The sequence below is a fragment of the Providencia sp. CIM-Carb-044 genome (genome assembly GCF_033901115.1).
In the GTDB taxonomy this organism is placed as follows: domain Bacteria; phylum Pseudomonadota; class Gammaproteobacteria; order Enterobacterales; family Enterobacteriaceae; genus Providencia; species Providencia hangzhouensis.
The window spans coordinates 41849-54399 of the sequence record NZ_JAXADV010000017.1 but is presented as its reverse complement, the minus strand read 5'-3'; the positions used below and the strand labels follow the sequence as shown (position 1 = coordinate 54399).

The window sequence follows — 12551 nt, the reverse complement described above, 5'->3', positions numbered from 1 at the left end:
ATAATAAACGATAGGAAATACTAACGAATATGCTTTAATTTATTGAATTAAAAGATAAATTCATGAAAATATTTATTTTGTGATTAGCGTTAAATTTATTTTCGCCACTTTATTATTTAATCATCAAGCGCCTATTTAAACATCAATCGATTAACTCAACTTTAGAGTATTGCTTTTATGGCATGCATATTGCAGCTATTCAGTATAAAATTACCGGATGTTTCGTTATTAAATCAAACACACTAATAAAGTGTAAAAACTAATAATGTTACAGGAATCTCTTTATGAATAAAGATTCGTCTTATAGCAGATTTCAGTACCAAGATGATAATGCATTGGCGTATGCTGGTTTATCTGCATTCGCTAAAAAATTAGTTTTGAAAGTTAAATATAAAGATTAAGAGAGTCAAACAGTGGACACCATACACTTTGTAACCAATCTCTTCTACGTTTTCTTGTTTTCATTAGTTTTTATTTTTCTGGCTCGAGTTGTTGCAATAAAAATCGGGTTAGTTGATAAACCTAATTTCAGAAAGAAACACGTAGGATTAGTTCCTCTTGTTGGGGGAATTTCCGTTTTCTTTGGGATCTGTTTTGCGTTTTATATTACCGGAGAATATATCCCTCATAAGTGGCTATATATCGCTTGTGCAGGGTTATTAGTCTTTATTGGCGCATTAGATGATAGGTTTGACATCAGTGTGAAACTAAGGGCTGGTATTCAAGCGATCGTTGCGGTTGTTATGATGACAGCGGCAGGGTTGAAACTTGATTCACTCGGTCATGCCTTTGGCCCATGGGAACTGGTACTGGGTCCATTTGGTTATATCGTTACCCTATTTGCAGTATGGGCAGCAATTAATGCTTTTAACATGGTTGATGGCATTGATGGGTTACTCGGTGGCTTATCTTCTGTTTCTTTTGGCGCTCTCGGCTTTTTGCTATATCAAAACGGTAACTATGCGTTAGCATTTTGGTGTTTTGCCTTTATTGCAGCTATCCTTCCTTATATTCTTCTTAATTTAGGTGTGCTAGGCCGTCGTTTTAAAGTCTTCATGGGAGATGCGGGAAGTACGCTGATTGGGTTCACTATTATTTGGATCCTTGTGGCTTCGACCCAAGAAGAAGTACATCCGATTAACCCAGTTACCGCTTTATGGATTATTGCGATCCCGCTAATGGACATGGTTGCCATTATGTATCGTCGAATTCGTAAAGGGATGAGCCCATTTTCACCCGATCGCCAGCACATTCATCATTTAATTATGCGTTCTGGTTTTACACCAAAAGGGGCATTTGTACTGATTACACTATCAGCGGCCGCTTTAGCATGTGTCGGTATTATTGGTGAACACTTAACATTTGTACCTGAATGGGTAATGTTGGCATTATTTTTGCTTGTATTTATGATGTATGGTTACTGCATCAAACGAGCTTGGAAAGTCGCCCGTTTTATTAAGCGAGTGAGACGTAGAGCACGTAGAGGAGCAGTACGGTAACGACAAAACGAAAATAGAGGTTCTGTGCAGTGAATAACTCAGAAACACAACCGAGTCAGCATCAATCGCCAATAGAGCCGGAATTGGATATCCGTGGTTTATGTCGCTCACTGTGGCAAGGTAAAATTTGGATCGTTGCATTTGCCGTTATTTTTGCAGCAATTGCCTTGGGAGCGTCCTATTTTATGCAGCCGAAGTGGAGTGCGACAGCAATTACGGATTTACCAACCGTCAATAATCTGGGAAGTTACTATTCTCAGCAGCAATTTCTGCGCAACCTCGATTCCCGTATTAATACTACGGGGCAAGAAGGGCAATTACCGACAATTGCAAAAGAAGCTTATCAAGAATTCACAAAGCAGCTTGGCTCTTATGATACACGTCGTCAATTTTGGCTAAATACGGATTACTATAAGCAGCGCTTAGAGAATGATCCTAAAGCAGATGCCGCATTATTGGATGAGCTCATCAACGATATTGAGTTTACGCCAGCAGATGAAGTCAAAAATTTAACAGATAGCATTAAGTTAGTGGCGGAAACTTCCGCAGATGCGAACCAGTTGCTGCGTCAATACACTCAGTTTGCTAACCAACGTGCCACAACGAATCTAAATGATGAAATTAAAGGCACTTGGGCAACGAAAATGCAATCCATGAAGGCATTAGTTAAACGTGAAGATATGGTGGCCAAGGCCGCTTATGAGCGACGTTTGAATGCACTGGAACAAGCATTAAAAGTTGCAGAAAAACAAGGTATTGTACGTAATCAAAGCGCAACACCTGTGGATGAAATCCCAGATTCAAAAATGTTTATGTTAGGTGCCCCTTTATTACAAGCACAAATTGAAACATTGAAAGCAACCGGCCCCGATCACGACAGTGATTACGACCAAAATATTGCCATGTTATCAACATTGAGTGTCGGGCCTACCCTCCAAGATAATTTTCAAGCATATCGCTATTTACGTACTCCTGAAGAGCCCGTTAAACGCGATAGTCCTCGTCGAGCCTTTATGATGGTTCTATGGGGAGCCATAGGGATGTTAGTAGGTGCCGGAGTGGTACTTGCTCGCCGCCGCCCATCTTGATTTTGGGATAAGCCACTGGCGAATTTTCCAGTGGCATATAAAGTTATTAAGATTATACAAAGCAGCTCACTGCGAAAGATAAATATAAGAGAGTCTCTGTGAAAGTATTGACTGTATTCGGCACACGACCTGAAGCTATTAAAATGGCACCACTGGTTCATGCATTGGCTGAAGATACAGACTTTGAAGCTAAAGTTTGTGTTACGGCACAGCATCGTGAAATGCTAGATCAAGTACTGAAACTGTTTGAGATCATTCCAGATTACGATCTCAATATTATGAAGCCAGGGCAAGATTTAACTGATATCACTTGTCGTATTCTTGAAGGGTTGAAAAGCGTTTTTGCTGATTTTCAACCGGATGTTGTTCTTGTTCATGGCGACACAGCTACAACGATGGCAACTAGCCTTGCGGCATTTTACCATCGTATACCAGTAGGGCATGTTGAAGCGGGATTACGTACAGGAAACCTGTATTCGCCATGGCCTGAAGAGGCAAACCGTAAGATTGCTGGTCATTTAGCGATGTATCACTTCGCGCCAACTGAAAATTCACGCCAAAATTTGTTAAAAGAATCTATCCCTGACAGCCATATTTTTGTCACCGGTAATAGCGTAATTGATGCGTTATTGTGGGTACGTGATAAAGTCATGAGCGACCAGCATATGATGGAGAAATTGGCTGCAAATTACCCATTTATCGACCCAAATAAAAAAATGATTTTAGTCACGGGCCATCGTCGAGAAAGTTTTGGTGGTGGCTTTGAACGTATTTGTCACGCTTTAGCAGAAATTGCACAAGCGCATCCCGATGTGCAAGTCGTATATCCAGTTCACTTAAATCCAAATGTGAGTGAGCCTGTTAAACGTATACTGCATGATATTGATAATATTATTTTAATTAGCCCTCAAGACTACCTACCGTTTGTTTATTTGATGAACCATGCTTATTTAATTCTAACAGACTCAGGTGGTATTCAAGAGGAAGCGCCTTCTCTCGGTAAGCCTGTTTTGGTGATGAGAGATACCACAGAACGACCAGAAGCTGTTGATGCAGGTACTGTTCGTCTTGTGGGAACAGATACACAAAAAATTGTGAAAGAAGTTAATCGGTTACTGACAGATGACGCGGAGTATCACGAAATGAGCCGCGCACATAACCCTTATGGGGATGGTCATGCATGTCAGCGTATTCTTGCAGCATTGAAAAGTAATCAGGTGAAATTATGAGTTTTGAAACTATTTCTGTTATTGGCCTTGGTTATATTGGTTTACCAACAGCAGCAGCCTTTGCATCACGTAAAAAACAAGTGGTTGGTGTCGATGTTAACCAACATGCCGTTGATACTATTAACCAGGGTAAAATCCACATCGTGGAGCCAGAACTGGATATCGTGGTCAAAAAGGCGGTTGAAGAAGGCCATCTGAAAGCTTTTACTAAGCCGCAACCTGCAGATGCTTATCTGATTGCTGTGCCTACGCCATTTAAAGGCGAGCACGAACCTGACCTCGCGTATGTACGTGCTGCTGCTGAGTCTGTGGCTCCGGTGCTGAAGAAAGGGGATTTAGTCATCCTTGAGTCTACATCGCCAGTAGGAACAACAGAGCAAATGGCAGAGTGGATGGCAGCTGCTCGCCCTGATTTAACCTTCCCTCATCAAGCAGGGGAAGAAGCCGATATCGATGTAGCGTACTGCCCTGAGCGTGTGTTACCAGGCCAAGTGATGGTCGAATTAATTAAAAATGACCGCGTTGTTGGTGGTATGACGCCAAAATCCTCTCTGCGTGCAAGTGAGCTATACAATATTTTCCTTGAAGGTGAGTGTGTAATTACTAACTCAAGAACTGCGGAAATGTGTAAGTTAACGGAAAATAGCTTCCGTGATGTGAATATTGCTTTTGCGAATGAATTATCATTAATTTGTGCGGAACAAGACATCAATGTGTGGGAGTTAATCAGCCTCGCGAATCGTCATCCACGCGTTAATATTTTGCAACCAGGCCCAGGTGTTGGTGGGCACTGCATCGCGGTTGACCCATGGTTTATCGTTGCGCAAAATCCAAAACAATCACGTCTTATTCATACCGCTCGTTTAGTCAATGATGGCAAACCAATTTGGGTTGTTGACCAAGTGAAAGCAGCAGTGGCTGATTGCTTAGTGGAAACCGGTAAAAAAGCCAGTGAAGTGACCATTGCCTGTTTCGGCCTGTCATTTAAACCTAATATTGATGATTTACGTGAAAGCCCAGCAATGCACATCACCAAAATGGTGGCGAACTGGAACCCAGGTAAAACGTATGCGGTTGAGCCACACATTGATGAATTACCGACCTCTTTAAAAGGCATTTCTGAGCTAGTTTCGATTGAAAAAGCCGTTAATGAAGCGGATGTGATCTTAATGTTAGTTGACCACAATATGTTCAAAGGCATCCAAGGCTCTGCGATCCCACAAAAATGGGTTGTGGATACAAAAGGAGTATGGCGTTGAAACGCATTTTAATCACTGGAGGCGCCGGGTTTATCGGCTCTGCTGTTGTTCGTCATATTATTGAAAACACTGACGACAGCGCAGTGGTTCTGGATTGCTTAACCTATGCAGGTAACTTAGAGTCCCTTGCAACGGTTGCGAATAACCCGCGCTATGCTTTTGAGCAGGTGAATATTTGTGATAGAGCTGCATTAGATGCCGTTTTTGAAAAATACCAACCCGATGCCGTTATGCATTTAGCGGCAGAAAGCCATGTTGACCGTTCAATTGATGGCCCTGCGGCATTTATCGAAACCAACATTGTGGGCACTTACACACTGTTAGAGGCGGCACGCCATTACTGGTCCGCATTGAATGATGAGAAAAAAGCAGCTTTCCGTTTTCATCATATCTCAACAGATGAAGTATATGGTGACTTAGAAGGACCTGATGGTTTCTTCACAGAAACAACGCCTTATGCACCAAGTAGCCCATATTCAGCATCGAAAGCATCGAGTGATCATTTAGTTCGTGCTTGGCAAAGAACTTATGGCCTGCCAACGATGATCACTAATTGTTCAAATAACTACGGGCCGTATCATTTTCCAGAGAAATTGATCCCATTAATTATTTTGAACGCCTTAGCGGGTAAGCCTCTGCCTGTTTATGGTAAAGGTGAGCAAATTCGTGACTGGTTGTTTGTTGAAGACCATGCACGAGCACTACATTTAGTTGCTACAACCGCGCAACCTGGCACCACCTATAATATCGGTGGCCATAATGAGCGCCGTAATATTGACGTTGTAGAAACGATTTGTGAACTGCTTGAAGAGCTACGTCCGCAAAAGCCTGAAGGTGTGGCGCACTACCGTGACTTAATCACGTATGTGAAAGACCGGCCGGGCCACGATATGCGTTATGCGATTGATGCTGCGAAAATTGAGCGCGAATTGGGGTGGACGCCACAAGAAACCTTCGAATCAGGTATTCGCAAAACGGTGCAGTGGTATTTGAACAATGAAACGTGGTGGCGTCGCGTACAAGACGGTTCCTATGCGGGCGAACGTTTAGGTCTAGGAAATTAGGTGACAGTATGAAAGGTATTATATTAGCTGGAGGGTCGGGAACGCGTTTGCATCCTATTACTCGCGGTATTTCTAAACAGTTATTGCCTATCTACGATAAGCCGATGATTTACTACCCGCTTTCAGTTTTGATGTTAGCGGGAGTTCGTGAGATTTTAATTATCTCTACCCCTGACGACTTGCCGATGTTTAAACGTTTATTAGGGGATGGCCATGAGTTTGGGATTGAGCTGAGCTATGCGGAACAGCCATCACCAGACGGCCTTGCGCAAGCGTTTATCATTGGTGAAGAGTTCATTAATGGTGATTCATGCTGCTTAGTATTGGGCGACAATATCTTTTTCGGCCATTCATTTAGCCCAAAATTAAAATCTGTTGCTAAACGAGTAAATGGCGCAACCGTTTTTGGTTACCAAGTGATGGACCCTGAGCGCTTTGGTGTTGTGGAATTTGACGATAATTTTAAAGTACTGTCTATTGAAGAAAAACCGCTTAAACCTAAATCCAATTGGGCGGTGACAGGGTTGTATTTCTATGATTCACAAGTGGTTGAATTTGCAAAACAAGTTAAACCTTCTGAACGCGGTGAATTAGAAATTACGTCAATTAACCAAATGTATTTAGAACGTGGTGAATTAAACGTTGAATTGCTCGGTCGTGGCTTTGCTTGGTTGGATACAGGCACTCACGATAGCCTCATTGAGGCGGGTACTTTTGTACAAACCGTTGAAAAACGCCAAGGCTTCAAAGTGGCTTGTTTAGAAGAAATAGCATGGCGTAATGGCTGGTTGACAGACGAACAAGTCGCTTTTTCAGCGCAACAGCTGAAAAAAACAGGTTATGGGCAATATTTAGAGGATTTATTACGTGTCCGTCCACGCCAGTATTGAGAGCTTGCCATGGGAGAGCGAATTTTTTCATCGCTCAACAGCAAAGTTGAATTTTACAGGGGATAACCTCGAAACTCTCCTTGCTTATCAAATGGATGAATACGATATCGTGCAAGCAAAAGTCGCAGCGTCTGAAACGCAGCTGATTGATGATTTAGCTGGTATGGGGTTTTCATTTGTTGAAGGTGAAATCGATTTCGCTCTTACTATTGGCACAGAAAATGCTTATTTAAAGACTGGTTTAACAGCGGAAGACCACGTTATTGTTGCACAAGTGGATGATATCCCTACGTTGCGGCAAGCCGCTGAGTCTGTCTTTAGCAAAAGCCGCTTTAGAGCACCTTGGTACCGTGATGGTGATAGCGGGCAGTTTTATGCGTTGTGGATAGAAAAATCAGTTCTGGGTACGTTTGACCACACTTGTTTACTGGTTAAAGATGCGTCTGGTGCGGTATTGGGCTTCGTGAGTTTGCGGCACCTTGATGCAGAAACGGCACGGGTTGGCCTACTAGCGAAAATGCCAGAAGCGAAAGGGCAAGGTGTGGGGCGTAAGTTGATGTCAGCAGCATTTAATTGGTGTGTGGAACACCAAAAAAGACAGTTAAATGTGGCCACGCAAATCAGTAATGTTGCGGCATTAAATCTTTATTCACGTAGCGGTGCAGCAATTGCCAGTACCGCCTATTGGTTATACAGGGGACAACATGATTCCATTTAATAAACCACCCGTTGTAGGTACTGAATTAGAGTATATGAGACAAGCCATGGAAAGTGGCAAACTGTGTGGTGACGGTGGCTTCACGAAACGTTGTGAAGAATGGATGGAAAAACGATTTAATTGCCCAAAAGTGCAGTTAACGCCATCTTGTACGGCCTCATTAGAAATGGCAGCGATCCTGATTGATACTAAGCCAGGTGATGAAATTATCATGCCAAGCTTTACTTTTGTATCGACCTCTAACGCATTCGTATTACGTGGCGCTAAAATTGTATTCGTTGATATCCGTCCGGATACGATGAATATCGATGAAACTAAAATTGAAGCCGCAATCACTGAACGTACGCGTGCCATCGTTCCAGTCCATTATGCAGGTGTTGCTTGCGAGATGGACACCATTATGGCTATCGCGAAAAAACACGATTTATTCGTGATTGAAGATGCGGCACAAGGTGTGATGTCGACGTATAAAGGCAAAGCACTGGGGACTATCGGCCACATTGGCTGTTATAGCTTCCATGAAACTAAAAACTATTCTTCAGGCGGTGAAGGTGGGGCAACGCTTATCAATGATAAAGACTTGATTAGCCGTGCTGAAGTGATCCGTGAAAAAGGAACGAACCGTAGCCAATTTTTCCGTGGTCAAGTGGATAAATACACATGGCGTGATATCGGCTCAAGCTACCTGTTGTCTGATTTGCAAGCGGCTTACCTATGGGCACAGTTAGAAGAAGCCGACAAAATTAATGATCGCCGTTTACTATTATGGAAACGGTATGATGAAGCGTTGCAGCCATTGGTTGATGCGGGACGTTTAGTCCTAGCAACTGTGCCAGAAGGCTTAAAACATAATGCCCATATGTTCTACATCAAACTTAAAGATATCGAAGAGCGTACCGAATTCAATGATTACATGAAATCTCATGGCATTTTGACGGTATTCCACTACGTTGCATTACACACTAGCCCGGCAGGTATTGAGTTTGGCCGTTTCCATGGTGAAGATAAATATACAACATCAGAAAGTGATCGCTTAGTGCGTTTACCGATGTTCTACAACATGACTGATGACGAACAGCAGACGGTCATTGAGCGAATCAAAGCGTTCTTTGCCTAATGTCTCTTGCTAAAGCATCGGTTTGGACTGCTGGCTCTACCCTGATTAAAATCGGGGTAGGCCTGTTAATCGTTAAGTTGTTTGCAGTCTCATTTGGGCCCAGCGGTGTGGGGCTGGCGGGTAACTTCCGCCAATTGATTACTGTACTAGGGGTGTTATCTGGTGCAGGGATTTTCAATGGTGTCACAAAATATGTTGCAGAGCACCACCAAGACCCACAAAAATTACGTGCGGTTCTGGGAACTTCATCGACGATTATTTTAGGATTTTCAGCGCTACTTGCGCTTATCTTTTTACTTTGCAGTGCGCCAATTAGCGTGGCGTTATTTGATAGTGAAAAATACAGCTCAGTTATTCAAATAGTCGCCTTAATTCAAATGGGTATCGCGTATGCGAACTATTTTCTGGCTATTTTGAAGGGCTACCGAGACGCATCAGCAAACGCATTAGCCATTATTTTGGGTAGCGTAATTGGTGTAATTGCTTATTATTTATGCTATCTAGTGGGCGGGTATGAAGGTGCACTAGCGGGGTTAGCATTAGTCCCTGCACTTGTGGTATTGCCTGCGGCTGGGATGATAATTAAACGCAAGCAGTTTGCGTTATCGTCATTGAAGCCAGCATGGGACAAAGCGATTGCGACTAATTTAGGCAAATTTACGGTCATGGCGATGCTAACAGCGGTAACGTTGCCTGTTGCTTATATCATGATGCGAAACTTACTCGCCCAAACCTATAGCTGGGATGAAGTGGGGTTATGGACCGGTGTGACCACTATTTCAGATGCCTATTTGCAGTTTATTACCGCGACATTTTCAGTGTATTTATTGCCGACGTTATCGCGTTTGCAGCATAAAAATGAAATCACAGCAGAAATTGTTAAAGCATTGAAGTTTGTTTTACCTGCTGTTGCCGTTGTGAGTTTTACAGTTTGGTTACTACGTGATTTCGCGATTTGGTTGCTGTTCTCAAAAGAATTTACAGGGATGAGAGACCTGTTTGCATGGCAGTTGGTCGGTGATGTATTGAAAGTGGGGGCTTACGTATTTGGCTATTTGGTCATTGCCAAAGCCGCATTGCGTTTTTATGTCCTCACTGAAGTGAGTCAATTTTTATTATTAACGGGCTTTGCCCATTGGCTTATCCCTGAACATGGTGCAGTAGGTGCAACTCAGGCTTATATGGCCACTTATATTGTCTATTTTACCTTATGTTGTTGCGTATTTTTGATTTACCGTAGGCGAGCATGACAACCTTAATACATGTACTGGGATCGAACCTCCCACACCACAATCAGACGGTACTGACGTTTTTTAATGACGTCATTTGCCAAGAAATGGCTTCGTCATCAACGCCGCATTTTATGGTGGTAAGCGATGATGCGCAGCTTGCTGACGCTTATCCTCAGCTAAAAATAGATGTTTTTGCGAATAAACAGGCCATTGCTAATAGTGTTATACAGCGTGCCAAGGCAGATCGCCGTACTCGCTTTTTCTTTCATGGGCAATTCAACGCCCCTATTTGGTTAGCGCTATTATTTGGTCAAATCAAATCCCATCAGTTTTGGTGGCATATATGGGGAGCTGACCTCTATGAAGAATCTAGCTCCCTAAAATTTAAGTTATTCTATATTTTGCGTCGTTTAGCGCAGAAAAAAGTAGGGCATGTGTGTGCAACACGTGGGGATTTGTGCTATTTCCACCAGTCGAACCCTAAAGTGCCTGCCACTGTGTTGTATTTTCCAACACGAATGGACCCCGCATTGACAATTAGCGAGCCTAAGGCACGTGAAGGCTCTCAACTGACTATTTTGTTGGGTAACTCAGGTGACCGTTCTAATCGTCATGTAGAGGCGCTGAGTGCGATTAAACAGCAATTTGGTGATGAGGTTAAGGTTATTGTCCCAATGGGCTATCCTGCAAATAACCAAGGCTATATTGAACAAGTCGAACAGGCTGCAAATAGTGAGTTTACTTCAGGGCAAGTAGAAATTCTGAAAGAGCGCATGGAGTTTAGCGAGTACCTTAATTTGCTCAAATCCTGTGATCTTGGCTATTTTATTTTTAATCGCCAGCAAGGTGTTGGTACGGTTTGTTTGCTAATTCAATTTGGTATTCCTTTTGTGATCAGCCGTCAAAATACATTTTGGCAGGATCTAACTGCTCAAAATGTCCCTGTATTTTTCTATGGTGACAACCTGACGATACCACTAGTGGATGAAGCTCAGCGCCAAATGAGCTTATTAGATAAACAGCATATCGAATTTTTTGCTCCTAACTTTACTGAAGGCTGGAAAGCCGTTCTCAGTGCCGTGGAGGAGCGAGCATGACACTGACGGAGTTAGGTGGCTTAGCACTGGTCTACCTGATATCAATTATTTTTATTGGTACTTTGTTGTACAAAGAGTTTTTACGTGCTCGGTTTAACTTCAATATTTTCTTTTCAATGCTGTATTTATTGACGTTTTACTTTGGTTTTCCATTAACTTGTGCGTTAGTGTTCCAATTTGATGTTGCGGTTGTGAAAGCGGATTACTTACTTTACGCCCAACTAGCGGCTACCAGTTTTTATGCGATTTATTATGTTGCTTATAAAACACGGCTTTCTAGGCAACCAGACGCACCACGGCGTGCGTTGTTTAGCATGAACAAAGTGGAAACGAATCTAACCTGTCTGTTATTGATACTGATTGCAGTCGTGACAGTAGGTATCTTTTTCATGCAGAACGGTTTTTTGCTGTTTAAGCTAAAATCCTATAGCCAAATTTTCTCCAGCCAAGTTTCTGGCGTGGCATTAAAACGCTTTTTCTATTTCTTCATACCGGCAATGTTGATTGTTTATTTCTTGCGACCGACACAGAAACGTTGGATTTTCTTCCTCGTTAGTACCGTTGCATTTGGTTTCTTGACCTATGTTATCGTTGGAGGAACCAGAGCGAACATTATTATTGCTTTCGCACTATTCTTATTTATTGGGATTGTCAGGGGTTGGATTACGCTGTGGATGCTAGCTGCTGCCGGGGTCGCAAGTATTGTAGGTATGTTCTGGTTAGCCTTAAAGCGCTATGGGCTAGATGTCAGTGGTGCCGAAGCGTATTACACTTTCTTGTATTTAACACGGGACACATTCTCCCCGTGGGAAAACTTAGCATTACTGTTAAGCCACTATGATGAGATGGACTTTCAAGGCCTAGCGCCGATTATCCGTGACTTTTATGTTTTTATTCCTTCTTGGGTTTGGCCAGAACGCCCAGATACGGTATTGAATTCTGCCAACTATTTTACGTGGGAAGTACTAAACAACCATTCTGGACTGGCAATTTCCCCAACACTGATTGGTTCATTGGTGGTGATGGGTGGGGTGATTTTTATACCACTCGGAGCCATAGTTGTGGGGCTTATCATCAAATGGTTTGATTGGATCTATGGCATGAGCCTGAAAGAACCGAATCGCTATAAGGCTGCCATTATGCAGGCATTTTGTTTTGGTGCCATTTTTAACATCATTGTTTTAGCGCGTGAAGGCGTGGATTCTTTCGTCTCACGGGTGGTTTTCTTCTGCTTAATATTCGGACTGTGTCTGGTGTTAGCAAAATTACTGTATTGGTTATTTGAAAGTGCAGGGCTTATTCGCACAAAAACAGCTTCTTTTTTAAGAAGCCAACAGCGTGAAAGCCGCTAAAGGAGT

At 42.7% G+C, this 12551-nt stretch carries 11 protein-coding genes; all 11 read left to right on the top strand.

The window, feature by feature from the left end:
* Positions 1 to 413: 413 nt before the first annotated feature.
* The 11 genes from wecA (at position 414) to wzyE (ending at position 12545) form a co-directional block, all read left to right on the top strand.
* Positions 414 to 1499 (top strand): UDP-N-acetylglucosamine--undecaprenyl-phosphate N-acetylglucosaminephosphotransferase, encoded by a 1086-nt coding sequence (gene wecA, locus SJ312_RS21065; protein ID WP_004906107.1) that lies wholly within the window; start codon positions 414 to 416, stop codon positions 1497 to 1499.
* A 29-nt stretch (positions 1500 to 1528) separates the two neighbouring features.
* Complete coding sequence (gene wzzE / locus SJ312_RS21060) at positions 1529 to 2587, top strand: ECA polysaccharide chain length modulation protein (protein ID WP_004906105.1); 1059 nt, start codon at positions 1529 to 1531, stop codon at positions 2585 to 2587.
* Positions 2588 to 2685: 98 nt separating this feature from the next.
* Complete coding sequence (wecB, locus tag SJ312_RS21055; RefSeq protein WP_004906103.1) at positions 2686 to 3816, top strand: non-hydrolyzing UDP-N-acetylglucosamine 2-epimerase; 1131 nt, start codon at positions 2686 to 2688, stop codon at positions 3814 to 3816.
* Positions 3813 to 5075 carry a UDP-N-acetyl-D-mannosamine dehydrogenase gene (wecC, locus tag SJ312_RS21050; RefSeq protein WP_094962451.1) on the top strand — a complete coding sequence of 421 codons (1263 nt, stop codon included), beginning with the start codon at positions 3813 to 3815 and terminating at the stop codon, positions 5073 to 5075. The genes wecB and wecC overlap by 4 nt, the downstream gene beginning before the upstream one ends.
* Entirely contained in the window at positions 5066 to 6139 is a 1074-nt protein-coding gene (gene rffG, locus SJ312_RS21045) for a dTDP-glucose 4,6-dehydratase (RefSeq protein ID WP_319868323.1), read from the top strand. Before wecC ends, rffG begins: the two co-directional genes overlap by 10 nt.
* Before the next feature lie 8 nt (positions 6140 to 6147).
* Positions 6148 to 7029: a glucose-1-phosphate thymidylyltransferase RfbA gene (gene rfbA, locus SJ312_RS21040; RefSeq protein WP_109912165.1), complete on the top strand. Its 882-nt coding sequence runs from the start codon at positions 6148 to 6150 to the stop codon at positions 7027 to 7029.
* Entirely contained in the window at positions 7007 to 7747 is a 741-nt protein-coding gene (gene rffC / locus SJ312_RS21035; protein WP_319868322.1) for a dTDP-4-amino-4,6-dideoxy-D-galactose acyltransferase, read from the top strand. Before rfbA ends, rffC begins: the two co-directional genes overlap by 23 nt.
* Positions 7734 to 8864, top strand: a complete 1131-nt coding sequence (rffA, locus tag SJ312_RS21030; protein WP_112308137.1) for a dTDP-4-amino-4,6-dideoxygalactose transaminase — start codon at positions 7734 to 7736, stop codon at positions 8862 to 8864. Before rffC ends, rffA begins: the two co-directional genes overlap by 14 nt.
* Positions 8864 to 10114, top strand: a complete 1251-nt coding sequence (gene wzxE / locus SJ312_RS21025; protein WP_165880551.1) for a lipid III flippase WzxE — start codon at positions 8864 to 8866, stop codon at positions 10112 to 10114. The genes rffA and wzxE overlap by 1 nt, the downstream gene beginning before the upstream one ends.
* Positions 10111 to 11193: a TDP-N-acetylfucosamine:lipid II N-acetylfucosaminyltransferase gene (locus tag SJ312_RS21020; protein ID WP_004906092.1), complete on the top strand. Its 1083-nt coding sequence runs from the start codon at positions 10111 to 10113 to the stop codon at positions 11191 to 11193. Before wzxE ends, SJ312_RS21020 begins: the two co-directional genes overlap by 4 nt.
* The gene (gene wzyE / locus SJ312_RS21015; protein ID WP_094962456.1) at positions 11190 to 12545 is read left to right on the top strand and encodes an ECA oligosaccharide polymerase; all 1356 of its coding nucleotides are present in this window, start codon (positions 11190 to 11192) and stop codon (positions 12543 to 12545) included. Before SJ312_RS21020 ends, wzyE begins: the two co-directional genes overlap by 4 nt.
* Positions 12546 to 12551 lie beyond the last annotated feature (6 nt).

What these genes read in the sequence shown, in the direction of transcription:
- wecC (WP_094962451.1), top strand. Translation starts at nt 3,813, where the DNA reads ATGAGTTTTGAAACTATTTCTGTTATTGGCCTTGGTTATATTGGTTTA.
- rffG (WP_319868323.1), top strand. Translation starts at nt 5,066, where the DNA reads ATGGCGTTGAAACGCATTTTAATCACTGGAGGCGCCGGGTTTATCGGC.
- rfbA (WP_109912165.1), top strand. Translation starts at nt 6,148, where the DNA reads ATGAAAGGTATTATATTAGCTGGAGGGTCGGGAACGCGTTTGCATCCT.
- rffA (WP_112308137.1), top strand. Translation starts at nt 7,734, where the DNA reads ATGATTCCATTTAATAAACCACCCGTTGTAGGTACTGAATTAGAGTAT.
- wzxE (WP_165880551.1), top strand. Translation starts at nt 8,864, where the DNA reads ATGTCTCTTGCTAAAGCATCGGTTTGGACTGCTGGCTCTACCCTGATT.
- SJ312_RS21020 (WP_004906092.1), top strand. Translation starts at nt 10,111, where the DNA reads ATGACAACCTTAATACATGTACTGGGATCGAACCTCCCACACCACAAT.
- wzyE (WP_094962456.1), top strand. Translation starts at nt 11,190, where the DNA reads ATGACACTGACGGAGTTAGGTGGCTTAGCACTGGTCTACCTGATATCA.